The 25,233-nt window shown below is 61.6% G+C and carries 16 protein-coding genes; 6 read left to right on the top strand and 10 right to left on the bottom strand.

Annotated features, from left to right (window positions below; translation table 11 throughout):
• Window positions 1-121 precede the first annotated feature (121 nt).
• The 7 genes from AC19YY_RS12405 to AC19YY_RS12375 all read right to left on the bottom strand — a co-directional run bounded on the left by AC19YY_RS12405 (window position 122) and on the right by AC19YY_RS12375 (window position 8,431).
• The gene (locus tag AC19YY_RS12405) at window positions 122-1,063 is read right to left on the bottom strand and encodes a carbohydrate kinase family protein (RefSeq protein ID WP_169951824.1); all 942 of its coding nucleotides are present in this window, start codon (window positions 1,061-1,063) and stop codon (window positions 122-124) included.
• A gap of 12 nt (window positions 1,064-1,075) precedes the next feature.
• Entirely contained in the window at window positions 1,076-2,557 is a 1,482-nt protein-coding gene (gene xylB / locus AC19YY_RS12400; RefSeq protein ID WP_500604264.1) for a xylulokinase, read from the bottom strand.
• 51 nt (window positions 2,558-2,608) lie between these two features.
• The gene (locus AC19YY_RS12395; protein ID WP_170041360.1) at window positions 2,609-4,081 is read right to left on the bottom strand and encodes a mannitol dehydrogenase family protein; all 1,473 of its coding nucleotides are present in this window, start codon (window positions 4,079-4,081) and stop codon (window positions 2,609-2,611) included.
• Window positions 4,082-4,098: 17 nt separating this feature from the next.
• Window positions 4,099-5,202 carry an ABC transporter ATP-binding protein gene (locus AC19YY_RS12390; protein WP_500604263.1) on the bottom strand — a complete coding sequence of 368 codons (1,104 nt, stop codon included), beginning with the start codon at window positions 5,200-5,202 and terminating at the stop codon, window positions 4,099-4,101.
• Window positions 5,203-5,229: 27 nt separating this feature from the next.
• The gene (locus tag AC19YY_RS12385) at window positions 5,230-6,060 is read right to left on the bottom strand and encodes a carbohydrate ABC transporter permease (RefSeq protein WP_170041361.1); all 831 of its coding nucleotides are present in this window, start codon (window positions 6,058-6,060) and stop codon (window positions 5,230-5,232) included.
• A 10-nt stretch (window positions 6,061-6,070) separates the two neighbouring features.
• The gene (locus tag AC19YY_RS12380) at window positions 6,071-6,958 is read right to left on the bottom strand and encodes a carbohydrate ABC transporter permease (RefSeq protein WP_051903031.1); all 888 of its coding nucleotides are present in this window, start codon (window positions 6,956-6,958) and stop codon (window positions 6,071-6,073) included.
• Between the two features lie 162 nt (window positions 6,959-7,120).
• Window positions 7,121-8,431, bottom strand: a complete 1,311-nt coding sequence (locus AC19YY_RS12375; protein WP_169951814.1) for an ABC transporter substrate-binding protein — start codon at window positions 8,429-8,431, stop codon at window positions 7,121-7,123.
• 251 nt (window positions 8,432-8,682) lie between these two features.
• On the opposite strand from AC19YY_RS12375, the gene AC19YY_RS12370 reads away from it, so the two are divergent.
• Window positions 8,683-8,955: a chitin-binding domain-containing protein gene (locus tag AC19YY_RS12370; RefSeq protein WP_500604262.1), complete on the top strand. Its 273-nt coding sequence runs from the start codon at window positions 8,683-8,685 to the stop codon at window positions 8,953-8,955.
• Between the two features lie 71 nt (window positions 8,956-9,026).
• On the opposite strand, the gene AC19YY_RS12365 is transcribed toward AC19YY_RS12370, so the two are convergent.
• The 3 genes from AC19YY_RS12365 to AC19YY_RS12355 all read right to left on the bottom strand — a co-directional run bounded on the left by AC19YY_RS12365 (window position 9,027) and on the right by AC19YY_RS12355 (window position 15,180).
• Window positions 9,027-12,809 carry a hypothetical protein gene (locus AC19YY_RS12365; RefSeq protein WP_500604261.1) on the bottom strand — a complete coding sequence of 1,261 codons (3,783 nt, stop codon included), beginning with the start codon at window positions 12,807-12,809 and terminating at the stop codon, window positions 9,027-9,029.
• A gap of 100 nt (window positions 12,810-12,909) precedes the next feature.
• Complete coding sequence (locus tag AC19YY_RS12360; protein WP_169951808.1) at window positions 12,910-13,815, bottom strand: AraC family transcriptional regulator; 906 nt, start codon at window positions 13,813-13,815, stop codon at window positions 12,910-12,912.
• A 72-nt stretch (window positions 13,816-13,887) separates the two neighbouring features.
• Complete coding sequence (locus AC19YY_RS12355) at window positions 13,888-15,180, bottom strand: glycosyltransferase (RefSeq protein WP_500604260.1); 1,293 nt, start codon at window positions 15,178-15,180, stop codon at window positions 13,888-13,890.
• A 166-nt stretch (window positions 15,181-15,346) separates the two neighbouring features.
• Between AC19YY_RS12355 and tpx the strand changes: the two genes are divergently transcribed.
• From tpx to AC19YY_RS12330, 5 genes are all read left to right on the top strand, one after another.
• On the top strand, window positions 15,347-15,847 hold the full coding sequence (tpx, locus tag AC19YY_RS12350) for a thiol peroxidase (RefSeq protein ID WP_169951804.1): 501 nt from the start codon (window positions 15,347-15,349) through the stop codon (window positions 15,845-15,847).
• A 233-nt stretch (window positions 15,848-16,080) separates the two neighbouring features.
• The gene (locus tag AC19YY_RS12345) at window positions 16,081-17,385 is read left to right on the top strand and encodes an MdtA/MuxA family multidrug efflux RND transporter periplasmic adaptor subunit (RefSeq protein ID WP_500604259.1); all 1,305 of its coding nucleotides are present in this window, start codon (window positions 16,081-16,083) and stop codon (window positions 17,383-17,385) included.
• The gene (locus AC19YY_RS12340; RefSeq protein ID WP_500604258.1) at window positions 17,382-20,483 is read left to right on the top strand and encodes an MdtB/MuxB family multidrug efflux RND transporter permease subunit; all 3,102 of its coding nucleotides are present in this window, start codon (window positions 17,382-17,384) and stop codon (window positions 20,481-20,483) included. The genes AC19YY_RS12345 and AC19YY_RS12340 overlap by 4 nt, the downstream gene beginning before the upstream one ends.
• On the top strand, window positions 20,480-23,587 hold the full coding sequence (locus AC19YY_RS12335) for an efflux RND transporter permease subunit (protein WP_500604257.1): 3,108 nt from the start codon (window positions 20,480-20,482) through the stop codon (window positions 23,585-23,587). Before AC19YY_RS12340 ends, AC19YY_RS12335 begins: the two co-directional genes overlap by 4 nt.
• Window positions 23,584-25,053 carry an efflux transporter outer membrane subunit gene (locus AC19YY_RS12330; RefSeq protein WP_500604256.1) on the top strand — a complete coding sequence of 490 codons (1,470 nt, stop codon included), beginning with the start codon at window positions 23,584-23,586 and terminating at the stop codon, window positions 25,051-25,053. The genes AC19YY_RS12335 and AC19YY_RS12330 overlap by 4 nt, the downstream gene beginning before the upstream one ends.
• The last annotated feature ends 180 nt before the right edge of the window (window positions 25,054-25,233 follow it).

Here is a 25,233-nt window from a genome sequence, read left to right as displayed (position 1 = left end):
AGGAAAAATATACGTAACTAGGGTCTAGTACAGCCTGGGATGAATCGCAATGTTTAAGGCAAGGCTGAAAGCCACGAAATCCGTGGCCTGCAGTGATGGCACTGTGCAGTTATGCCTGTATCTAAGCGTTTAATTGCTGGCGATAGGGCAGGTCTGGCCCGGTCTTGCCACAGGTCAGCGCGGCGGCGCGAATGGCGAACTTGAGCATGCTGTCGATCTGTTCCCGGGCCAGCCCCTGCACCCCCTCAACCGAATCCAACTGCTGCTCGGTAAGCCAGGCGATCAAGGCCGCCTGGAAGGTATCGCCAGCGCCCACGGTATCGACCATCACCACTTTGACGGCCGGTGCCGACCAACTGCCATGCTGGCGGCTGAACACGCTCGCGCCATCGCCGCCACGGGTCAGGAACACCAGTTGGCAGCGCTGCTGCAACCAGCCTTGCAGCACGCTTTCGGGGGCCTGGCCTGGGTAGAGCAGGTGCAGGTCTTCATCGCTGACCTTGATCAGGTCGGCATGCTGCACCCACTCGGCCACGCGCTGGCGCCATACCTCGATATCCGGCTCGGGATTCAGGCGTACATTCGGGTCGAGACTGATCAGGCGCTTGCCGCTTTCCCGGCGGGCCAGGGCCAGCAGGCTATCGGCGACCGGCTGCACCACCAACGAAAACGAACCAAAATGCAGGCCGCGTACCTGCGCATCGAGGGCGGGCAAATGCTCGATCTGCAACTGCCGGTCGGCACAGCCTTCGCCGCGAAAGCTGTACTGCGGCGAGCCGTTGGCACCCACGGCGACCATCGCCAGGGTGGTCGGCGCGGCAAACTCCAACAGGTACTCGTCGTGTACCCCTTCATCCTCGAGCACCTGGCGCAGGCGCTGGCCCAGGTAGTCGCTGGACAACCCGGCGAACAGCCCGGCCTCGATCCCCAAACGGCGCAGCCCCACCGCCACGTTGAACGGCGAACCGCCGGCAAGCGCCTTGAAATTGACTTTGGAGGCCTGCCCGCTGGGATCCTCCTGGCTGAAAAAATCAAACAGCGCTTCGCCACACACCAGATACATAATTATTCGCTCTTAAAGGGTTGCCACATGCTGTTGATAGCGTTCATAGGCCTGCTGGTACGCCCTGACGCTGGCGGCGACGGGCTGGGTGCGACTGGCCGGGTCGACACTCACGCACCGCGCGCACAGCCCCTCCAGGCTTTCGCCGGACTGGCACCACGCGGCCTGGATCGCCGCGCCCAGGGCTGCCGCTTCGCTTTGTTCGGTACAGATCACTTCGGTGTCCATGATATCGGCGACCATCTGCCGCCACACCGGGCTTTTCGAGCCGCCGCCGATCAGGCGGATACTGTGGCTTTGCAGGCCGGTCTGGCGCAACAGGTCCAGGCCTTGGCGCAAGCCAAAGGTGGTGCCTTCGACCACCGCGCGGCACAGGTTGCCACGGGTCAGGTTGGTCATGGTCAGGCCGTGCAGGCTGCCGGTGGCGTGGGGCAGGGCGGGTACGCGCTCGCCATTGAAAAACGGCAGCATGCAGACGCCCTCGGCGCCAATCGGCGCCTGGGCCACCAGGGCGTTGAACGCCACCAGGTCCAGCTCGAACAGCTCACGGATGACCCCGGTGGCATTGGTCAGGTTCATGGTGCAGATCAGCGGCAGCCAGCCGCCGCTGGAGGAACAGAATGTCGCCACCGCGGCCTGGGCGCTGACAGTCGGCTGATCGGCAAACGCATACAGGGTGCCCGACGAACCGAGGCTCATGGTAAACACCCCAGGCTTGATGTTGCCGGTGCCGATCGCCCCCATCATATTGTCGCCGCCGCCACTGGACACAATGGCCCCGGGGTTGATCCCCAGGCGCTTGGCGATGGCCGGCAGCACAGTGCCCAGCGCCTGATTGGCTTCTATCAGGGTTGGCAACGCCGCTTCCAGGCGCCCGCTGGGGTCGATATGCCGCAGCAATGGCAGGTCCCATTGCCGGGTGCGGACATTGAAATAGCCGGTGCCCGAGGCGTCGCCATACTCAGCGCAGGCTCGGCCGGTGAGCCAATAATTGAGGTAGTCGTGGGGCAACAGGATATGGGCGACGCGTGCGAATACGTCCGGGTGCTGCTCCAGGGTCCATAACAGCTTGGACACGGTGTAGCCCGGCGCAATCGCCACCCCGAGGCGCTCCAGGGAGCCGCTTTCACCGCCCAGGTGTTGCAGCAGCCGGGCGTTTTCCGCGCTGGTCTCGGTGTCGCACCACAGCTTGGCCGGGCGCAGCACCTGGCCCTGCTCATCGAGCAGCACCAGGCCATGTTGCTGGCCGGACACGCCAATGCCGAGGATGTCGTGGCCGTCCACGCCGGCTTGCTGCAAGGCGCGGTGGGTGGCTTGGGTAAAGGCGTCCAGCCATTGCGTGGTGTCTTGCTCGCGCCGGCCATTGGCGCCGCTGATCAGGCTGTGCGTCGCGGCGCCCAGGCCCAGCACCCGGCCGCTGGCGGCGTCGAGGACGATGGCCTTGGTGCCTTGGGTGCCGCAGTCGATACCAAGAAACAGAGATTGGCGGGGCATGGTGGTTACTCAGCAGAAAACAGGGTGAAAACCCGAGCAATGTGGGGTTCTTCAGTCGGTAAGTCGTTTCAAGGTCTTTGTGACACCGTTATCGCGCAAACTGACAAAACACCGCTCGAACGCTGCCACAAACTCAGGCGAATTGGGAATCGCCGTGCCAAAAATCTCTTCCACACCCAACAAGCGCTGGCTGATCGAGGCGTCATCCGCCACCAGCGCCCGGCAGAAGTCGGCGCGGGGGTCGGGGATGCGGTAGCGCACGCCGTTCTCGTCGACGCCTTGCAGGTACAAGGCCCAGGCTGCCACCACCAGTGCCGCCCGCTCGGTGTCGCGGCCCTCGGCAATCAGGCGGTTGATGGTTGGCACGGTGAACTTGGGAAACTTCGAGGAGCCATCGGAACACACCCGCTCCAACTGGTCGGCAATCGCCTGGTTGGAGAAGCGGTCCACCAGGGTCTGCTTGTACTCGCCCAGGTCAATGCCCGGCACCGGCGCCAGGTTGGGGGTCACGTCCAGGTCCATATAGGCGCGCATATACGCGACAAACAGCGGGTCGTTCATGGTCTCGTGGACAAACCGGTAGCCCTTGAGAAACCCCAGGTAAGTCAGGGCCAGGTGGCTGCCGTTGAGCAGGCCGATCTTCATTTCTTCATACGGCGTGACGTCGTCGGTGAATTGCACACCCACCTGTTCCCAGGCCGGGCGGCCGTTGACGAACTTGTCTTCCAGCACCCATTGCACAAAGGGTTCGCACACCACCGGCCAGGCATCGTCGATGCCGTGTTCATCATGCAGTTGCAAACGGTGCGCGGTGCTGGTCATCGGTGTGATGCGGTCGACCATGGCGTTGGGGAAACTCACATGGTCCTTGATCCAGTCATGCAGTTCGGCATCGCGCAATGCGGCGAACGCCAGCAGCGCCTTGCGAGTCACGGCGCCGTTGTGCGGCAGGTTATCGCAGGACATCACGGTAAAGGCAGGCACGCCCGCCGCCCGGCGCTGGGTCAGGGCTGCGCAGATAAAACCGAACACGGTTTGGGGGGCGTCGGGGTGGGCCAGGTCATGCTGGATCTGCGGCAGGTGGGCCATGAACTCACCGTTGCTATCGTCGATGCAGTAGCCGCCCTCGGTGATGGTCAGCGAGACGATGCGGATTGCAGGGCTGGCCAGCTTGTCGATCAAGGCCTGGGCGCCGTCCTGTGCCAGCAGCATGTCGCTGATGGCACCGATCACTCGTACTTCGGTGTCGTCGGTATCGCCCAGTTCGTACAGGGTAAACAGATAATCCTGGCCCGCCAGGTCATCGCGCGCCTTGCGGTCTTCGGCCCGCAGGCCGATGCCGCAGATGCTCCAGTCCAGGCCGTCGCCGGTGTTCATCAGGGCATCGGTGTAATACGCCTGGTGCGCACGGTGGAAACCGCCGACGCCGATATGGGCGATGCCCTGGCGCGTATCGGCGATGGTGTAGGCGGGCAGGCGCACTTCGGGCGACAGCTGCGTGAGGTTTTGCTTATTGAGTTTCATCAGAAAATCTCGCGAAATCAGGCGGCAGCGCGCAGTGGGCGGGCCACGGCCACACCGTCGGTGTCAAACAGATGGCAGTGCGCCGGGTCCAGGTGCAGTTGCAGGGTCTCGCCATACTGGCTGGCCATGTCGCCACGGATCCGCATGGTCAGCGGCTCGCCGCTGGTGGTGAGCACATGGCAGAACGTGTCGCTGCCCAGGCGTTCGCCCACGTCGGCGGTGACGGTCAGGGTGGTATCGCCCGGCACGGCCAGTTCCAGGTGCTCGGGGCGGATGCCCAGGGTCACCGCACTGCCCACGCGCAAGCTGGCGCTGCTCAAGGGCAGGCTGATCAGGGTGCCGGCGTCCAGTTGCACGTCGCAGCCCTGGCCCTCGATCCGGGTGACCTGGCCCTTGAGAAAGCCCATTTTCGGCGTACCCAAAAAGCCTGCGACAAACAGGTTGGCCGGCTGGTGATACAGCTCCAGCGGCGAGCCGACCTGTTCGATGCGCCCGCTGTTGAGTACCACCACCTTGTCGGCCAGGGTCATGGCTTCGACCTGGTCGTGGGTCACGTAAATCATGGTGGCTTGCAGTTCTTTATGCAGGCGCGCCAGCTCCAGGCGCATTTGCACGCGCAGGGCGGCGTCGAGGTTGGACAGCGGCTCGTCGAACAGGAAGATTTTCGGGTTACGCACAATCGCCCGGCCAATGGCCACGCGCTGACGCTGGCCGCCAGACAGCTGCTTGGGTTTGCGCTCCAATAGTGGGCCCAGCTCCAGGATGCGTGCCGCTTCACTGACTTTACTGTCGACGATTGTTTTGTCGACGCCGGCCAGGTCCAGGGCAAACGACATGTTCTTGCGCACGCTCATATGCGGGTACAGGGCGTAGGTCTGGAACACCATGGCCAGGTCGCGCTTGGCCGGGGTCACTTCGGTGATATCGCGGCCATCCAGTTCGATGGTGCCCTCAGTCACTTCCTCAAGGCCGGCAATCAGGCGCAGCAGGGTCGACTTGCCACAGCCCGACGGCCCGACGAATACCACGAACTCCTTGTCGTTCACTTGCAGGTCGATGCCCTTGATGATGGAGAAACCTTCGAAGCCTTTTTGCAGATTGGTGATTTTCAGGTTGGCCATGATGGGCCTCCTTTTTATAAGGGGTCGTTATTTCACTGCGCCAAAGGACAAGCCGCGCACCAGTTGCTTCTGGCTGATCCAGCCGAAGATCAGGATCGGCGCGCAGGCCAGGGTCGAGACGGCAGATAATTTGGCCCAGAACAAACCTTCGGGGCTGGAGTAGGAGGCGATCAGCGCGGTCAACGGTGCGGCATTCGAGGAGGTCAGGTTCAGCGACCAGAACGCCTCGTTCCAGCACAGGATCAGCGACAGCAACACGGTGGACGCCAGGCCGCCCTTGGCGATGGGCAGCAGCACCCGCAGCATTTCCTGCAACAAGGTGGCGCCATCCAGGCGCGCGGCTTCGAGGATGTCCTTGGGGATGTCCTTGAAGTAGGTGTAAACCATCCACACCACAATCGGCAGGTTGATCAGGGTGTAGATGATGATCAGCGCGATGCGCGTATCCAAAAGGCCCATGCTCTTGGCCAGCAGGTAAATGGGCATCAGCACGCCCACCGGTGGCAGCATCTTGGTCGACAGCATCCACAGCAACGTGCCCTTGGTGCGCTGGGTTTCGTAGAACGCCATGGAGTAGGCCGCCGGCACTGCAATCAGCAGGCACAAGGCGGTGGCGCTGAAGGAAATCACCACGGAGTTCCAGGCGAAGCTTAGGTAATTGCTGCGCTCATTGATGTGCAGGTAGTTCTCCAGGGTGGGCGTGAAAATGAACTGCGGCGGTGTGGCAAACGCGTCGATTTCGGTCTTGAAACTGGTGAGCACCATCCAGAAGATCGGGAAGAAAATCACGATCGCGATGGCCCAGGCCAGGGTGCCGAGCAACAGGCTTTGCAGGCGGCGGGATTGTTGAAGCGTCATGGCGCGGCCCTCAAGGCTTGTCAGTCAGGTTTTTGCCGAGCATCCGCACCAGGATGATCGCCGCGATATTGGCAATGACCACGGCAATCAAGCCGCCGGCCGAGGCCATGCCCACGTCGAACTGCACCAGCGCCTGGTTGTAGATCAGGTAGGCGAGGTTGGTCGAGGCGTAGCCGGGGCCGCCGTTGGTGGTGGTGAAGATTTCAGCGAATACCGAGAGCAGGAAGATGGTCTCGATCATCACCACCACGGCAATGGGCCGGGCCAGGTGCGGTAGGGTCAGGTGCCAGAAGATCGCAATCGGGCCGGCACCGTCCAGGCGCGCGGCTTCTTTCTGTTCCTGGTCCAGGGACTGCATGGCGGTCATCAGGATCAGGATCGCGAAGGGCAGCCATTGCCAGGACACAATGATGATGATCGACAGCAGCGGGTAGTGCGCCAGCCAGTCCACCGGCTGCGCGCCAAACAACTTCCACACCGCCGCCAGTACGCCGGACACCGGGTGGAAAATCAGGTTCTTCCAGATCAGCGCACCGACCGTGGGCATGATGAAGAACGGCGAGATCAACAACACCCGCACCAGCCCCCGGCCGAAAAACTCGCTGGCCTCCAGCAAGGCACTGATCAACACCCCCAGCACCACACTGATCAGCAGCACGCTGCCGACCAGCAACAGGGTGTTGGTGGCACCGGGCAAAAAGCCGGAATCGGTGACGAAGTAGGTGAAGTTCTCCAGGCCCACGAATTGGTTTTCGCCGGGGTAGAGCAGGTTGTAACGGATCAGCGAAAAATACAGGGTCATGCCCAGCGGCACGATCATCCACAGCAGCAACAGGGCCACCGAGGGGCTGACGAGGAACCAGCCGGGGTTGAGCAGGCGGCTTTTAGACGTATTCATGACAATCAGAACCCATTGGAGGCAAACAGAATCAGCCTTGGAGTGCGGTCAATGTAGGAGCTGGCTTGCCTGCGATGGCGGCCTGTCAGTGGATAAATCAGTTAACTGATCGACCGCTATCGCAGGCAAGCCAGCTCCTACATTGACGAGGGTGAGCCTGGGCTATTTGGGGTAGCCGGCACGCTTCATTTCCCGCTCGGTGGTGGTTTGCGCGGCAGCCAGGGCCTGGTCGACTGTCTGCTGGCCGGTCAGGGCGCCGGCGAAGAACTTGCCCACCTGGGTGCCAATGGCCTGGAACTCGGGAATGGTCACCAACTGGATACCGACATAGGGCACGGGCTTGAGGGTCGGTTTGGTCGGGTCCGCGACTTTCAACGACTCCAGCGTCACCTTGGCAAAGGGCGCGGCCTGCATGTATTGCTCGCTGTATGTCGAGGCGCGGGTGCCTGGCGGTACGTTGGCGATGCCATCGGTCTTGGCCACCAGCGCGCCGTACTCCTTGGACGTCGCCCAGGCACTGAAGACCTTGGCCGCGTCCTTGGCCTTGGAACTGGTGGGGATCGCCAGCGACCAGGAATACAGCCACGAAGTGCCCTTGTCGGTGACCTGTTGCGGGGCAAAGGTGAAGCCGACATGCTCGGCGACCTTGCTCTGGGTCTTGTCGGTGACAAACGAACCGGCGACGCTGGCGTCCACCCAGATCGCGCACTTGCCGCTGTTGAACAGCGCCAGGTTTTCATTAAAACCATTGCTGGAAGCGCCCGGTGGGCCGGACTTCTTCATGTTGTCGACGTAGAAATTCAGCGCGTCCTTCCACTCAGGGCCATTGAATTCGGGTTGCCATTTTTCATCGAACCAGCGCGCGCCATAGCCATTGGCCAGGGTGCTGATCAGCGCCATGTTCTCACCCCAACCGGCCTTGCCGCGCAGGCACAGGCCGTATTGCTCCTTGCTCTTGTCGGTGAGTTTTTCGGCAAACTGGCCAATCTGCACCCAGGTCGGATGCTCCGGCATGCTCAGCCCGGCGGCCTTGAACAGGTCGCTGCGGTAGTAGGTAATGGAGCTTTCGGCATAGAACGGCAGGGCGTACAGCGTGCCCTTGACGGACAGGCCGTCGCGCACTGAAGGGAACACATCGTCCAGGTCGTAGGACGCCGGCAGGTCCTTCATCGGCTCCAGCCAGCCCTTGGCGCCCCAGAGTGCAGCTTCGTACATGCCGATGGTCAGCACATCGAACTGCCCGCCCTGGGTGGCGATGTCGGTGGTCAGGCGTTGGCGCAGCACGTTTTCTTCGAGCACCACCCAGTTCAACTTGATGTCCGGATGCTCGGCCTCGAAGGTTTTCGAGAGCTTTTGCATGCGGATCATGTCGCTGTTGTTGACGGTGGCAATGGTCAGGGTTTGTGCACCAAGGCTGACGGCGCTGAGGGTCATGCAGGTACAGGCAAGCAGGGCTTTTGCTGGGAACTTCATCGCGCACTCCGTATCTGCGCCCAGAGGGCTGCAGAAGGACAGTTATTGTTGTTGTGTCTTCCAGGGCAGCAGGAAGAGTGTGCGTTGATTACAGCCTTGTGCAGGCCCGGTGACAAATCCTTGGACACACTTGCACTGATACTTTTTTGCACTGCTTGGTGGGTGCCATGGGTGACCTGTTACTTTTGACAGTAGACGATCTAAAGGAATCAAGGGTTAATTGTTGTGCACAACCAACCGAGGATATGTTCATGAACTGTTCCACCGTAAGACCCGACATTAACTGGCTCTACAAATTTGCTCTTGGCATGGTCGTCGCACTGTTTGTCAGTGCATGCACAGGGCAGTCACCTTCTTCCGGTAATTTTGATGAATGCGTGCGTGAGGGTTATTTCAAAAGTGTCGAAATCGCCGGTGGGTATTACCGCTGTGTGTATAATTCAAGCACTAAGAAATATACGCTTTATCGCTACACTTGCCCGGCAGGCAAAGAGTTCAACGAAGCGACCAGACAATGTGAGTGAGCCCGTGTAAACCCACAAGGCCCCCAGTGTTTTCACTGGGGGCCTTGTGTTTTCAGGGGGTGAGTAGTAGATCAGTCGACCCCGTCTTCCTGCTCCAGGGTTATTTGACTTGGATAAGGCCGCTGCTGGATGATGATGTCGTCAAAATCGTAGATACCCTCGGTTGACGGATTAGTTATGGCAATTGACGCCTCAAATGGCTGGCCTGGCAAATATCCCATATACACATCGGCATACAACCACGTATTGATGCTGGGTATCGCCACGTTCTTGGTCAAGTTGCCTATATGAATAAACACACTGGTCGGCCCGCCGATATCCGCGAACTTGCTGATCCTGAAGCGCAAACTTACCCGATAGTAGCCCACTGCGGCGGGGGTGAAGGTTTTGTAAATCCTCACACCACTGCCGGGGTAGGGGGCGGCTTGCAGGTAGTAATTGCCGTTTGCCTCGCGGCGGATCCCGGTATTGGGCCACTGGCTGAGCCAACCATTGAGGAAGGAGCCGGTAAAGGTCGTCTCGTCGGTGATCATCCGGCTGCGGATGGTGTAAATGACCGGCGGGAACTCAATTGCCCGCGACTCTTCGGTGCTGTTGTTGAACGCCACCTTAAATTGCAGGGTCAGTTGGCTGTTGTTGCCCAGGTCCGACAGGTAGCTATTGAGGATGGTTTGCTGGTGATACCCAAGGCTCAACCAGCCAGAGGTCACCCGCTCGCCGTAGGAACCGTCCAACAGGGTCAGGTTGTGGGCCGCACCGTTGGGCCGGTTGCCGAGCAAGCGCAGCCAGACGGGCTGGTCCCTGGCAATAAGTGGCCAGGTACCTACGGTTGCCGTGGCGTTGCCGGCCAGTTCGCCCACATCCAGTACACCGCTGACGGCCTCGTCGATCCGCAGCACGGTTTTTTTCAGCTCAGTCACCGGAATGGCTTTGAGGGTCACGCTCAACACCGTTGACGAACGGCGCACGCCGTTGCGCAAGACGGAATACTGCACGGTGAACACGCTGTCGCGATTGTCCAGATTGGCGGCAATCAACGCGGCCGGCAGGCTGAAAGTCACCGTGCCATCGGCTTCGCCATTTTTCGGCCCCAGTTGCACCGACCCTGGCCCGCTGGCACCCAGTACCTCCAGGGTGAGGCTGTCGGTGGTGTACATCGGGCTGTAGGCCACCTCTACCGTCGCCCCGTTTTGCGCATTGAGCGGTGTCAGGGTTACCGCGGCTCCCGAACCCGTGGCCTCGAGCACTCGGGGCACTGGAAATTCGGCGGGAATGGCCTGCACGGTGTAACGGCGTTCCGGGAACCACAGTGCATTGGCCTGTTCGGTCGATTGGTCAAACGTCACCCCAAAGCGCATCACAAGTTGTGAGCCGTCCTTGAGCTGGCGCAATTGCGCCACCGGCGCCTGGGGGCGGATCCCGATCTGTTCGCCGTTGTAGGTCACCAGGTCACCGTCGTAGAGCACGGCAACAAAGGGCGTGTCATTGGCAGAGGTGCCGCGCAGTTCAAACCACATGCGTTGATTGCGGTTGATAAAGTTCCAGCGATCAACCATGGCGCGCTCGGAGCCGACCAGGTTGCTGAGATTCAGCACGCTGCTGGTATGGCCTTCGATATAGGGCAGGGGCAGTACCGGCGCCAACAGATTCAGGCTCAATACCGGCGAAGGTTTTTGGTGGGCACCCAGCAATACAAAGTACTGCACCTGAATGTAACGCCCGTATTCGCTGAGGTTGGCCCCGATGACCTCTGCCGGCACCTCGAAATGCAGGGTCCTGGAGGTGTTGCCATCCTTGGTTTCGCAATAGGTGCCCAATTGCGGGATACCGCTCCAGCAGGCCTGGATACGGTGGCTAGGCAGCATTTGCGGGTAGGTGACAGTGATGGTGGCACCGTTCAGCGCCGCCTCCGGCAACAGTTGGTCGGGGTAGCGCTGGGCTTGCAATACCTCTGGGCGCAACAGGTCCAGGGCCGCACCCACCGTGACCACTAACACGTCCGAGTAGAGCGTGGCGCCACCGCTTGCAGGCACCAGCGAATAGCTCAGGCGCAGCTCGCCATTTTCGCTGGCACGGATCAACGCCTCTTCCAGGGTGAATACCACCGGCTTGCCCGCTGTTGCATTGTTGAGGCGTATCTCATCGCCGGCAGTGCCGTTGCTGGTCGCGCCCAACAATGTCCAGCGCAGAATGTCGCCATTGGCGGTGCGCGTGTAGGGTAGGGTTACCTGCAACTGACCACCTTTGATGCGCGCCGGGTCCAGGTTGTTGAACTCATCGACATATTGCATCAGGGGCGATGGCAGATCGGCATAGCGGGGGCCAAAGGTGACTTCCAGCACCTCTGACATGCGCACTGTCTGAATGCTGGGGTTCAGGATGCCCAGGGTGCCGGTGTCGACCAGGTAGTACACCCGTACGGTGCCCAGCCCGACGAAGCGATCGAAATTTTCCTTGAGCACAATGCGAAAACGCTCCGGAGGCGGCTCGGCGCCGGCCAACAGGGTTTCTTCGTAGACCACCAGGCCGCCGCCTGGGCGCACGGCTTCCATGCGCAGGGTCACGCTGTAGTTGCGGTCGTATGGGGTGTAACGCGGGAAAATCGCCTTGATAAAAGGATGGTCCGGGACAATGTTGCCGCCCTCGTTTTGCTCGATGATCATCGGCGGCATCGAGCTCCTGGTGCCGAACACCGTGATATTCAGGCGTCGGGAGGAGGCGAGGAACACGCCCGTGGCCGTGGTCAGCTTGTACTCGATTTGCAGGTGGCCGTTGAGCACCGCCTGCAGGTATTGGGGGGCCACGGCGACGGACGACGACAGGCCGATGCGTGCTGGAAACGCGGGCAGGGTCCTTTCGAACGGCAGGCCATCGGCATCGGCGCCTCGCAACGTCACTACGATCAACGCGCCTGCAGGGGTGGAGGTGCCATTGGGCAGGCGCCGCGGTACCACCATTTCGATATTGAAGTCGTTGTGGATGTCGAGGTTGACGTCGATAACGGAGTCCCCGTCCACTACAAAATGCGGAGCGTCAAGCAGGTAAGGGTCCAGGTCGCTGACGACCGTGACCGCCTTCGACCATTGCTGGGTTTCCCCGGAAAAGTTGAACACCTTGTCGTAGGCCCGGAAGCGAATAGTCACCACCCCACTGCCGCCCAGCAGGATGATTGATTCCGGGACCAATACGGTGATCGGCTTGATGCCGGCGACATGCTCGGCATCAAGCCTCAAGGAAATGGGGTAACCGTTCCAATACACCTCGACGGTGTCGCCTTCGGTCAGGTTAGGGTAAGGGTCGATCGTCATTTCCACCCCTTCGGCGGCGCGATGGGGGTCTATCACGCCGCCTTCCAGGTCGGGTGGCAGGTGTATCACCAGTTCCGTGTGATACGCCAGCCCGGGATCTTTACTGACCCCGCCGGGGCGAGTGCGCTTGACATACCAGGTTTCGTAGGGCGAGCTGCTGGTGGTGCCGCTGCCCCTGCGGATGACCTCGTAAAAACACGGGTAGGTATAACCCAGTGGCACCAATGGCGGGAGAATCACCAACGCCACCGACGTCTTGTCCAGATCCTCATCGCGGATTTCCGTCGACACAAGGGCAAAGCGGTTGCTGCCCATGAAGAAGTTCAACCTATCGCCGACAGTCAATTGGGTCCAGCGCGGGAAATGCACGGTCAGCCACGGCTCGGTGTGGCGTATCCCCAGGCCGCGCACCGCGTCTGGCAGCGTGCGCACCGCATCGCTGACGTCAGGCGGGTCCAGGTCGTCGATAACGCTTGGGTCCACAGGTCTTGGATGGGGGAGGCAGGGCAAAGTGCTCGGGTTGGATGACTCGGTGTTCTTCATCATGGGTGCTCCGTGTGCAGAGGTAACTGGCCACGGACATCACACACCCAAGGTGCTGCTGCATATAACTGTCAAAATTGACAGTGGCGACGAGTGGTCGCTGTCAGGCCAGGTTCTGTTCCGTCAGGCGCTGCACTGCCAAGCGCCGGTAGTGTGAGGGCGTCATTCCCTTGAGCTGCTGGAAGCGCCGGTTGAAATTGGAGATGTTGTTGAACCCTGACTCAAAGCACACATCGGTCACGGCCTTGTCGCCCACGGCCAGCAACTCGCAGGATTTGCTGATGCGCAGGCGGTTGACGAACTCGACGAAGGTGCGTCCGGTGGCCTGCTTGAACACCCGGGAGAAGTAGGTGGGTTTCATCCCCAGGTACTGCGCGACTTCTTCCAGGGACAGTTCGCGGGCGTAGTGGGCAAAGATGTAGTCCACCGCGCGGTTGGTCCGGTCGATGCTGTGTTCATCGGCCAACTGCGCTGTAGTCCCTCCTGACAGCACCAGGTAGTCCTCACAGGCACAAAGTGCCTCCAGCAACACAAAGAAGTGCCCCAGCCGCGCCATGCCCTGGGCATCCTCGATGCGTTGCATCAGGGTCATGGCCTGGGCGATGGTGTTCTTGCAGCGAAATTCGATGCCGTACTGCGCGCGCTCCAGCAAGGGCGCCAGGCTCTTGAACTCGGTGAAGACCTGGCTGCCGTCCTCCAGCAACTGATCGGTGAAATTCACCAGCATGTCGCGCTTGGTGATCACTTCGCCTTCCTCCACCTGGCTGATCCAGTTGTGGGGCAGGTTGGGACCGGTGAGGAACAGGCTTTGCGGGTAGAAGTTGCCGATATAGTCGCCGATAAACACCTTGCCGGAACTGGCGACAATCAAGTGCAGCTCATACTCCTTATGAAAGTGCCAGCGCACCAGGGGGCAGGGGAAACCATGCTGGCGATAGATGATGGACAGGCCGTTGTGGTCGTCCATCAACTCGTAGGAGGGGTCGGTGATGCGCGTTGCTCGGCTCATGCTGGCGTCGCTTTTATTGTGGTTGCGCAGCCGATAATGCCCCGTTGCACGTCACCTCGCCAGCGCCGCTGTTTAAACGGGGCGGTTTTTTGCCTCGATCCACTGCGCCATGTATTGGGTACTTTTGTGCAGATGGTGGCGCAGCATGCTGCCGGTAAAGTTGTCGCGCCGATGTTGCGCCAGCTCGCCCAGGCAGTGTTGCAGGCGCTCGACCAAGGCCGGGCCGTGGTTGTGCGGGGCATAGCGACGGGCCAGCAGTTGCTCGCCATGTGCCTGGGCCTCGGTCCAGGCTTGCCGATCTGCGTACAGGGCCACGGCAGCAGCGGCCAAGGCCGTGGCGCTCTGGGCGATCATCCCCGGCCAGGGTTGCCCGTCGCCCATGCCTTCGGCGCCGATGGGAGTGGTGATACTGGGGGTGCCGCAGAGCATGGCATCGGCCAGTTTGCCCTTGATCCCGGCACCGAAGCGCAGCGGGGCCAGGCAGATGCGCGCCGCCGACATCACTTGCAGCGCGTCCTCGGCCCAGTTCATCACATGGAAGCCTTGCGCCGGGTTATGCAGCGCAGTGGCCTTGGGCGGCGTGTAGGCCCCATAGATATGCAGTTGGGCGCCGGGGAGCTGCTGGCGAATCAACGGCCAGAGGCTGTTTTTCATCCAGAGCACCGCATCCCAGTTGGGTGCGTGGCGGAAGTTGCCGATACTCAGGAAGTGCGCGCGGTCTTCATAAGGAGTAAACGCCTGGCTGGGCGCCTCGATCATCAACGGGCACCAGTGGAGCAGGGCGGCCGGCACCTTGAAGTGCTCGGTGAGCAGTTGGATCTCGACATCGGAAATCATCAGGCTGATATCACAGCGGTAGATCGCGGCGATCTCGCGCTTGGCCAGGTCGGTGTCGGCCATCCTCTGGAACTCTTGGTCCAGAACCTGGGCGAATAACGGGCTGAAATCGTCAGCATCCGGCTGATGCTTGAGGTAGTCCTTGAGGCGCTGCTGGCGGGCATCGCGCAGGCTCTGCAAATCCGAAGTCTCCAGCACGCGCAAGGCCTGCGGGCAATGCTTCTCTACGCGCCAACCGAACTGCTCCTCCATCATGAAACGATCGAACAGCACGATATCCGGGGCCAGTTCACGGATAAAGTCGTCGAAACTGCGGTTATTGAGCTCGATAGCGCATTCGCGAATACCCAGTGCCGCAAGGTCGGCCTTGTGTTCACCGATAGCGGCTGGGCTGCTGAAGGTTACTTCCCAGCCTTGCGAAAGAAAGCTCTGCAAAATCTGCATCATATGTCCGCCAGCTGCCGAGGAGCGGGGCTCCGGCCAGACGTAACCGATGACCAGGACTTGGGTGGCAGGCTGATTCTTCAACGACGAACTCCTTCAAGGGCAGGGCAAAAGCGGCGCAATTAAACCACAGCCGTCGGCCCAGGCGCTGTCATGACAATTTGTGACGGCCATAGGTGTAAATCGAACTTTGTGGTTAACTTCTGCCTCTCGAATTCGTTTCATCCAACCCAGCATAAGGATTCCGTTCATGGCTCAAGTCACCCTCAAAGGCAACCCAGTCCAGGTTGAAGGCGAGTTGCCGCAAATCGGTACCCAGGCCCTCGACTTTTCCCTGACCGCAGGCGATCTGTCGGACGTCACCCTGGCGACTTTCGCCGGCAAGCGCAAAGTACTGAACATCTTCCCAAGCGTTGACACCCCGACCTGCGCCACGTCGGTGCGCAAGTTCAACGCCCAGGCCAACGAGCTGAACAACACCGTTGTACTGTGCATCTCCACCGACCTGCCATTCGCCCAGGCCCGTTTTTGCGGTGCCGAAGGCCTGGAAAACGTGAAGAACCTGTCGGACTTTCGCAGCGCCGATTTTGCCGTTGACTACGGTGTTTCCATTGCCGACGGCGCCCTCAAGGGCCTGACCGCCCGCGCCGTGGTGGTACTGGACGAAAACGACAAGGTGCTGCACAGCGAGCTGGTTGGCGAAATCGCCCACGAGCCAAACTACGAAGCGGCGCTGGCTGTACTGAAGTAATTGCGGCTGCGCGTTACTGTCGCTTTGCAGTAACACGTATGATGCATGCTTGCGGCCTGGCCTAGTCCAGGCCGTTTTTATTTGTGCTTCAGCGGTTTAGCCCAAATTGCTGACATTTCACTTCGAAAAGTAAATGTTTGTAAGCGCGAAGGTAAATAGCCGGTAAAGGCGCTTTTCTAAACGCGCCCCAGTGCTTATCTTTCAGCCTCCCACAGTAGAAGCCCTCGCATCCAATGGTTGATCAATCCATGCAATCGTCCCCCCGTAGTTCCCGCCGCTGGCTGTTTGGCTTGCTCGTCCTGTTGGTTGTTGCCGTGCTGTGCTGGAAGTTCTGGCCGACCGGCGCCGCCCAGAAAGAGGCCCCGGCAGCCCGGACCAGCAAGACGGGGATGATGCGTCCCGGCTTCGGCGGCTCAGGTGCTGCGGTACCCGTGCGTGTCGCGCCCGCGATCACTGGGGATTTCCCGGTGTACTACAAGGCGCTGGGCACTGTGACGGCGCTGAACACCATCAATGTGCGCAGCCGGGTGGGGGGAGAGCTGGTCAAGATCGCCTTTGAAGAGGGGCAGATGGTCAAGGCCGGCGACCTGCTGGCAGAAATCGACCCGCGCAGCTACCAGAACGCCTTGCTCCAGGCCCAGGGCACGCTGCTGCAAAACCAGGCCCAATTGAAGAACGCCCAGGTCGACCTCGAGCGTTATCGCGGCCTGTATGAACAGGACAGTATCGCCAAGCAGACTTTGGACACCGCCGCTGCGCTGGTCCTGCAATACCAGGGCACGGTCAAGACCAACCAGGGCGCGGTGGATGACGCCAAGCTCAACCTGGAATTCACCAAGATCCGCGCACCGATTTCCGGGCGTGTCGGCCTGCGCCAGCTGGACGTCGGCAACCTGGTGGCGGCCAATGACACCACCGCCCTGGCGATCATCACCCAGACCCAGCCGATCAGCGTGGCATTCACCTTGCCGGAGAACAGCCTGCAAACCGTCCTGGCCCGCTACCGCAGCGGCAACAAGCTACCGGTGCAGGCCTGGGACCGTGGCGACCTGCAACTGCAAGCCACCGGCGTATTGCAGAGCCTGGACAACCAGATCGATGTCGCCACCGGCACCCTGAAATTCAAGGCCCGCTTCGATAACCAGGACCAGGTGCTGTTCCCCAACCAATTCGTCAATGTGCGCGTGTTGGCCGACACCCTGAAAAACGTGGTGCTGGTTCCCTCGGCGGCGATCCAGTTCGGCACCAACGGCACCTTTGTCTATGCCCTGGACGGTGACAAGAAGGTCAAGATCCGCACCCTGGTGATTGGGGAGACCGATGGCCAGAACACCGTGGTCAAGGAAGGCCTGGCCGCAGGCGATCGCGTGGTGCTCGAAGGCACCGACCGCCTGAAGGACGGCACCGACATCGAAGTGGTCAACGACAGCAACCTGGTCCCGACCACCCCAACCGAACATTTGCAGGGCAAACCCGCGGCGAAAGGCGAAGGCAGCCCGGCGGCTGACGCCGGCAAGGCGCAAAAGGCCGGCGCATGAACCTGTCACGGCTGTTCATCCTCAGGCCCGTCGCCACCACCCTGAGCATGCTGGCCATTGTCCTGGCCGGCCTGATTGCCTACCGCCTGATGCCGGTGTCGGCCTTGCCCCAGGTGGATTACCCGACCATCCGCGTCATGACCTTGTACCCCGGCGCCAGCCCGGACGTGATGACCAGCGCGGTCACCGCGCCCCTGGAGCGCCAGTTCGGGCAAATGCCCGGCCTCACGCAGATGGCGTCCACCAGTTCCGGCGGGGCCTCGGTGCTGACCCTGCGCTTTAACCTCGACGTCAATATGGACGTGGCCGAGCAACAGGTGCAGGCGGCGATCAACGCGGCCAGTAACCTGCTGCCCTCGGACCTGCCGGCGCCACCGGTGTACAACAAGGTCAACCCGGCCGATACCCCGGTCCTGACCCTGGCCATCACCTCCAAGACCATGCTGTTGCCCAAGCTCAACGACCTGGTCGATACGCGCATGGCGCAAAAAATCGCGCAGATCAGCGGCGTGGGCATGGTCAGCATCGCCGGCGGCCAGCGCCAGGCGGTGCGGATCAAGGTCAACCCCGAGGCCCTGGCCGCCAATGGCTTGAACCTGGCGGACGTGCGCAGCCTGATCGCCGCCTCCAACGTCAACCAGCCCAAGGGTAACTTCGACGGCCCGACCCGGGTGTCGATGCTCGATGCCAACGACCAGTTGGTATCGCCCGAGCAGTATGCCGAACTGATCCTGACCTACAGCAATGGCGCACCGCTGCGCCTTAAAGACGTCGCGCAAATCGTCGATGGCGCAGAAAACGAACGCCTCGCCGCCTGGGCCAATGAAAACCAGGCGGTGCTGCTGAACATCCAGCGCCAGCCGGGGGCCAACGTGATTGAGGTGGTGGACCGGATCAAGGCGCTGCTGCCAAGCATCACCGACAACCTGCCGGCCGGCCTTGACGTGACGGTACTCACCGACCGCACCCAGACCATCCGCGCCTCGGTCACCGATGTGCAGCATGAATTGCTGATCGCCATTGCCCTGGTGGTGATGGTCACGTTCCTGTTCCTGCGCCGTTTCAGCGCCACCATCATCCCCTCGATTGCCGTGCCGTTGTCGCTGATCGGCACCTTTGGCGTGATGTACCTGGCCGGCTTCTCCATCAATAACCTGACCCTGATGGCCCTGACCATCGCCACCGGGTTTGTGGTGGACGATGCCATCGTGATGCTGGAAAACATCTCCCGCTATATCGAGGAAGGCGAGACGCCGCTGGCCGCCGCGCTCAAGGGCGCCAAGCAGATCGGCTTCACCCTGGTTTCCCTGACGCTGTCGCTGATTGCGGTATTGATCCCGTTGCTGTTCATGGCCGATGTGGTCGGGCGCTTGTTCCGCGAATTTGCCATCACCCTGGCCGTGGCGATCCTGATTTCCCTGGTGGTGTCCCTGACCCTGACGCCAATGATGTGCGCGCGCCTGCTCAAGCGCGAACCCAAGGAAGAAGAACAGGGGCGCTTCTACAAGGCCAGCGGCGCCTGGATCGACTGGCTGGTCGCCGCCTACGGACGCAAGCTGCAGTGGGTGCTCAAGCACCAGCCGCTGACCCTGCTGGTGGCCATCGCCACCCTGGGCCTGACGGTGGTGCTGTACCTGGTAGTGCCCAAGGGTTTCTTCCCGGTGCAGGACACCGGGGTGATCCAGGGCATTTCCGAGGCGCCGCAGTCGATTTCCTTCGCGGCCATGAGCCAGCGCCAGCAGGAACTGGCGAAGATCATCCTCGAAGATCCTGCGGTGGAAAGCCTGTCTTCCTACATTGGCGTCGATGGCGATAACGCCACCCTCAACAGTGGCCGCCTGCTGATCAACCTCAAGCCCCATAAAGAGCGGGACTTGAGCGCTGTCGAGGTGATTGCACGCCTGCAACCGACGCTGGACAAACTGGTAGGCATCCGCCTGTTCATGCAGCCGGTGCAGGACCTGACCATCGAAGACCGTGTCAGCCGCACCCAATACCAGTTCAGCATGTCCTCCCCGGATGCCGAGCTACTGGCCCTGTGGAGCGGCAAGCTGGTGCAGGCCCTGAGCCAGTACCCGGAACTCACCGATGTGGCCAGCGACCTGCAGGACAAAGGCTTGCAGGTGTACATGGTGATCGACCGCGATGCGGCCTCGCGCCTGGGGGTGTCGGTGGCCAATATCACCGACGCGCTGTATGACGCCTTCGGCCAGCGGCAGATTTCCACGATCTACACCCAGGCCAGCCAGTACCGCGTGGTGTTGCAGGCCCAATCCGGCGAAAGCCTGGGGCCGGACGCGCTGAACCAGATCCACGTGAAGACCACCGATGGCGGCCAGGTGCGCCTGTCGAGCCTGGCCCGCATCGAGCAGCGCCAGGCGCAGTTGGCGATTACCCATATCGGCCAGTTCCCGGCGGTGATGATGTCGTTCAACCTGGCACCCGGCGTGGCCCTGGGCAAGGGCGTGGAGCTGATCAACCAGGTACAGAAGGACATCGGCATGCCGGTCGGCGTGCAGACCCAGTTCCAGGGGGCTGCCCAGGCGTTCGAAGCGTCGCTGTCGAGCACCTTGCTGCTGATCCTCGCGGCGGTGGTGACCATGTACATCGTGCTTGGCGTGCTGTACGAGAGCTACATCCACCCGATCACCATCCTCTCGACCTTGCCGTCGGCAGCGGTGGGGGCCTTGCTGGCGTTGCTGCTTACGGGCAATGACCTGGGGATGATTGCGATCATCGGCATCATCCTGCTGATCGGCATCGTGAAAAAGAACGCGATCATGATGATCGACTTCGCCCTCGACGCCGAACGCAACCAGGGCCTGGACCCGCAGACCGCGATCTACCAGGCGGCGCTGCTGCGCTTCAGGCCGATCCTGATGACCACCCTGGCGGCATTGTTCGGTGCGGTGCCTTTGATGCTGGCCACCGGCTCCGGCGCCGAGTTGCGCCAGCCCCTGGGCCTGGTGATGGTCGGCGGCTTGCTGCTGAGCCAGATCCTCACGCTGTTTACCACGCCGGTGATCTATCTGTACTTCGACCGCCTTGGCCGTCGCTGGCGCAAGACCCTGGACGCACTGGAGCCGGTTGAGCCATGAACCTGTCCGGACCTTTTATTCGCCGGCCGGTAGCCACCATGTTGCTGAGCCTGGCGATCATGTTGCTGGGCGGTGTCAGTTTCAGCCTGCTGCCGGTGTCGCCATTGCCGCAGATCGACTTCCCGGTGATTGTGGTCTCTGCCAGCCTGCCTGGCGCCAGCCCGGAAGTGATGGCGTCTACCGTGGCCACGCCGCTGGAGCGCTCATTCGGTGCGATTGCCGGGGTCACCACCCTGAGCAGTTCGTCCAGCCAGGGCTCGACCCGGGTGATCCTGGCATTCGACTCCGACCGCGATATCAACGGCGCGGCGCGCGAAGTGCAGGCCGCGATCAATGCCTCGCGCAACCTGTTGCCCAGCGGCATGCGCAGCATGCCCTCCTACCGCAAGATCAACCCGTCCCAGGCACCGATCATGGTGCTGTCGCTGACCTCGGACGTATTGCCCAAGGGCCAGCTCTACGACTTGGCGTCCACCATCCTCTCGCAAAGCCTGTCCCAGGTGCCGGGTGTGGGCGAAGTGCAGATCGGCGGCAGCTCCCTGCCGGCGGTGCGTATCGAACTGGAGCCCAAGGCCCTCGACCAGTACGGCGTGTCCCTGGACGAGGTGCGCGACACCATCGCCAACGCCAACGTACGCAGGCCCAAGGGCTCGGTGGAAGATGGCGAGCGCAACTGGCAGATCCAGGCCAATGACCAGTTGGAAAAAGCCAAGGACTATGAGCCGCTGTTGATCCGCTACCAGGACGGCGCGGCGTTGCGCCTCAGTGACGTGGCCAAGATCAGCGACGGCGTCGAAGACCGCTACAACAGTGGCTTCTTCAACAACGACTCGGCGGTATTGCTGGTGATCAACCGCCAGTCCGGCGCTAACATCATCGAGACCGTCAAGCAGATCAAGGCCCAGTTGCCGGCGTTGCAGGCGGTATTGCCGTCCAGCGTCAAGCTCAACCTGGCCATGGACCGCTCGCCGGTGATCACCGCCACCCTGCATGAAGCGGAAATGACCCTGCTGATTGCCGTGGCCCTGGTGATCCTGGTGGTGTACCTGTTCCTCGGTAACTTCCGTGCCTCACTGATCCCGACCCTGGCGGTGCCGGTGTCGCTGGTGGGCACCTTTGCGATCATGTACCTGTATGGGTTTTCCCTGAACAACCTGTCGCTGATGGCCCTGATCCTCGCCACCGGCCTGGTGGTGGACGATGCCATCGTGGTGCTGGAGAACATCTCGCGGCATATCGACGACGGCATCGCGCCGATGAAAGCGGCGTACCTGGGAGCCAAGGAGGTCGGCTTCACCCTGTTGTCGATGAACGTGTCGCTGGTGGCGGTGTTCCTGTCGATCCTGTTTATGGGCGGGATTGTCACCAGCCTGTTCCGTGAGTTTTCCATCACCCTGGCGGCGGCGATCATCGTGTCGCTGGTGGTCTCGCTGACCCTGACCCCGATGCTCTGCGCGCGCTGGCTCAAGCCCCATGTCAAAGGCCAGCAGACCGGCTTGCAGCGCTGGAGCCAGAAGGTCAACGACCATATGGTTTCGGGTTATGCCAAAAGCCTCGACTGGGTGCTGCGGCACAAGCGCCTGACCCTGCTCAGCCTGTTCGTCACCATCGGGGTGAATATCGCGCTGTATGTGGTGGTGCCCAAAACCTTCATGCCGCAACAGGACACCGGGCAACTGATCGGTTTTGTGCGCGGCGATGATGGCCTGTCATTCAGTGTCATGCAGCCGAAGATGGAGATCTTCCGCAAAGCCGTGTTGCAAGACCCGGCGGTGGAAAGCGTGGCCGGCTTCATCGGTGGCAGCAACGGTACCAACAACGCGGTGATGCTGGTGCGCCTCAAGCCGATCAAGGAACGCAAGTTGTCGGCCCAGGCGGTGATCGAGCGCCTGCGCAAAACCGTGCCGCTGGTACCCGGCGGCCGCTTGATGCTGATGGCCGACCAGGACCTGCAATTTGGCGGCGGCCGCGACCAGACGTCCTCGCAATATTCCTACATCCTGCAAAGTGGCGACCTGGCCGCCTTGCGCCTGTGGTACCCGAAAGTGGTCGCCGCGCTGCGCGAGCTGCCGGAACTGACCGCCATCGACGCTCGTGAAGGGCGCGGGGCGCAGCAGGTGACGCTGATTGTCGATCGCGACCAGGCCAAGCGCCTGGGCGTGGACATGAACATGGTCACCTCGGTGCTGAACAACGCCTACAGCCAGCGGCAGATTTCCACCATCTATGACAGCCTCAACCAGTATCGGGTGGTGATGGAGGTCAATCCGAAATATGCCCAGGACCCGATCACCCTTAACCAGGTGCAGGTGATTACCGCTGATGGCGCGCGAATTCCACTGTCGACCATCGCCCACTACGAAAACAGCCTGGCCGACGACCGCGTCAGCCACGAGGGGCAATTTGCCTCCGAAGACATCGCCTTCGACATGGCTCCCGGGGTCACGGTTGAGCAGGGTACGGCTGCAATCGAGCGGGCGATCGCCAAGGTGGGCTTACCGGAAGACGTGATCGCCAAGATGGCCGGCACCGCCGACGCCTTTGCCGCCACCCAGAAAAGCCAGCCGTTCATGATCCTCGGCGCGTTGGTGGCGGTGTACCTGGTGCTGGGGATTCTGTATGAGAGCTACATCCACCCACTGACCATTCTCTCGACCCTGCCGTCGGCCGGGGTCGGCGCGCTGTTGTCGATCTACGTGCTAGGCGGCGAGTTCAGCCTGATCTCGCTGCTGGGCCTGTTCTTGCTGATCGGTGTGGTGAAGAAAAACGCGATCCTGATGATCGACCTGGCGCTGCAACTGGAGCGCAAGGAAGGCATGCAGCCCCTGGAATCGATTCGCAGCGCTTGCTTGCTGCGCTTGCGGCCAATCCTGATGACCACCCTGGCGGCGATCCTCGGGGCCCTGCCCTTGTTGCTGAGCACCGCCGAAGGCGCGGAAATGCGCCAGCCCCTGGGCCTGACCATTATCGGCGGCCTGGTCTTCAGCCAGATCCTGACCCTTTACACCACCCCGGTGGTTTACCTCTATCTCGACCGCCTGCGCCACCGTTTCAACGGCTGGCGCGGGGTGCGTACCGATGCTGCCCTGGACACTCCGTTATGACCAACCCAACCTTTTGTAGCGGCCTGCGGTTTTTCGCGAGCAAGCTTGCGCCTACAGTTGTGTGCGCCATGCTCCTCAGCGCCTGTGCCATCGGCCCCGACTACCAACGCCCGCCAGTCGCCGAGCCGGCGCAGTACAAAGAAGCCCAGGGCTGGCGCCAGGCCGCGCCCAGCGATGCCCTGGCCCGTGGCGCCTGGTGGGAGTTGTATGGCGACCCACAACTCAACAGCCTGGTGGACAAGCTCAACGACGCCAACCAGACCGTGGCCCAGGCCGAAGCCCGCTACCGCCAGGCCCAGGCCACCGCCCGCAGTTCCCGTGGCGCATTCTTCCCCACCGTCGACCTGAGCGCCGGGAAAACCCGCGCCAGCCAGGGCACCGGCAGCAGCAATGCGAGCTTGAGCAGCTCCAGCAGCGGTATCCGCGACACCCTCAACACCCAGTTGGGCGTGAGCTGGGAAGCCGATATCTGGGGCAAACTGCGCCGCGGCCTGGAGGCCAGCAACGCCAGCGAGCAAGCCAGCGCCGCCGACCTGGCCGCCATGCGCCTGAGCCAGCAGTCGGAGTTGGTACAGAACTACCTGCAACTGCGGGTCATGGACGAACAGACGCGCTTGCTGCAATCCACCGTCGAGACCTACCAGCGCTCGCTGCAAATGACCCAGAACCAGTACCGCGCCGGCGTCTCCGGCAAGGACGCGGTGGCCCAGGCCCAGACCCAGCTCAAAAGCACCCAGGCCAGCCTGATCGACCTGATCTGGCAGCGTGCGCAGCTGGAAAACGCCATTGCAGTGTTGATCGGCGAAGCGCCGGCCACCTTCAATTTGGCGGTAAGCAAGGACATTCCCGCCTTGCCGCAGATCCCTGCCAACCTGCCATCGCAACTGCTGGAGCGCCGCCCGGACATCGCCTCGGCCGAACGCGCGGTGATCGCCGCCAACGCCAATATCGGCGTGGCGAAAACCGCCTACTACCCGGACCTGACCCTGAGCCTGGCCGGTGGTTATTCCAGCAGCACTTACGCCGACTGGATCAGCCTGCCGAACCGTTTCTGGTCGGTGGGGCCGAAACTGGCGATGACCCTGTTCGACGGCGGGCAGCGCTCGGCCGAAGTCGACCGCGCCGAAGCGTCCTACGACGAAACCGTGGCCAAGTACCGCCAGACCGTGCTCGACGGTTTCCGCGAGGTGGAAAACTACATGGTCCAGCTCAAGGTCCTGGAAGATGAGGCGGGCGTGACCAACGAAGCACTGGAGTCGGCACGCGAATCCCTGCGCCTGACCCAGAACCAGTACAAGGCGGGCCTGATTGCCTACCTGGATGTGGTAAACGTCCAGGCCACGGCATTGAGCAACGAACGCACCGTGCTGACCTTGCTGCAGACCCGCCTGGTGGCCAGTGTGCAGCTGATCGCAGCGCTGGGCGGCGGCTGGGATGGCCAGTTGGAGCCGCAAGAGAAACCCTGACCCTGTAGGCGATGGTCGTCAACGATAACGGATGAACAGCTGATAAACCCTCAGGTGTTATTACTGACGCCATCGCGGGCAAGCCCTAGTGCCAGTCAGTTAGGCGCAGATCCCCTGTGGGAGCGGGCTTGCTCGCGAAAGCAGTGGGTCAGTCAACATCAATGTTTGCTGGGCCGACGT

The organism is Pseudomonas sp. MF09156 (genome assembly GCF_059862305.1).
Note: the sequence above shows the minus strand (reverse complement) of the source record. Positions and strands in the feature narration are given on the sequence as shown.

Excerpts from the sequence above, each read along its gene's own strand:
- AC19YY_RS12365 (WP_500604261.1), bottom strand. The coding sequence starts at position 12,809 with ATGATGAAGAACACCGAGTCATCCAACCCGAGCACTTTGCCCTGCCTC.
- AC19YY_RS12395 (WP_170041360.1), bottom strand. The coding sequence starts at position 4,081 with ATGAAACTCAATAAGCAAAACCTCACGCAGCTGTCGCCCGAAGTGCGC.
- AC19YY_RS12385 (WP_170041361.1), bottom strand. The coding sequence starts at position 6,060 with ATGACGCTTCAACAATCCCGCCGCCTGCAAAGCCTGTTGCTCGGCACC.
- AC19YY_RS12390 (WP_500604263.1), bottom strand. The coding sequence starts at position 5,202 with ATGGCCAACCTGAAAATCACCAATCTGCAAAAAGGCTTCGAAGGTTTC.
- AC19YY_RS12330 (WP_500604256.1), top strand. The coding sequence starts at position 23,584 with ATGACCAACCCAACCTTTTGTAGCGGCCTGCGGTTTTTCGCGAGCAAG.
- AC19YY_RS12375 (WP_169951814.1), bottom strand. The coding sequence starts at position 8,431 with ATGAAGTTCCCAGCAAAAGCCCTGCTTGCCTGTACCTGCATGACCCTC.
- AC19YY_RS12380 (WP_051903031.1), bottom strand. The coding sequence starts at position 6,958 with ATGAATACGTCTAAAAGCCGCCTGCTCAACCCCGGCTGGTTCCTCGTC.
- AC19YY_RS12335 (WP_500604257.1), top strand. The coding sequence starts at position 20,480 with ATGAACCTGTCCGGACCTTTTATTCGCCGGCCGGTAGCCACCATGTTG.
- AC19YY_RS12405 (WP_169951824.1), bottom strand. The coding sequence starts at position 1,063 with ATGTATCTGGTGTGTGGCGAAGCGCTGTTTGATTTTTTCAGCCAGGAG.
- tpx (WP_169951804.1), top strand. The coding sequence starts at position 15,347 with ATGGCTCAAGTCACCCTCAAAGGCAACCCAGTCCAGGTTGAAGGCGAG.
- AC19YY_RS12345 (WP_500604259.1), top strand. The coding sequence starts at position 16,081 with ATGGTTGATCAATCCATGCAATCGTCCCCCCGTAGTTCCCGCCGCTGG.
- AC19YY_RS12370 (WP_500604262.1), top strand. The coding sequence starts at position 8,683 with ATGAACTGTTCCACCGTAAGACCCGACATTAACTGGCTCTACAAATTT.
- xylB (WP_500604264.1), bottom strand. The coding sequence starts at position 2,557 with ATGCCCCGCCAATCTCTGTTTCTTGGTATCGACTGCGGCACCCAAGGC.
- AC19YY_RS12360 (WP_169951808.1), bottom strand. The coding sequence starts at position 13,815 with ATGAGCCGAGCAACGCGCATCACCGACCCCTCCTACGAGTTGATGGAC.
- AC19YY_RS12340 (WP_500604258.1), top strand. The coding sequence starts at position 17,382 with ATGAACCTGTCACGGCTGTTCATCCTCAGGCCCGTCGCCACCACCCTG.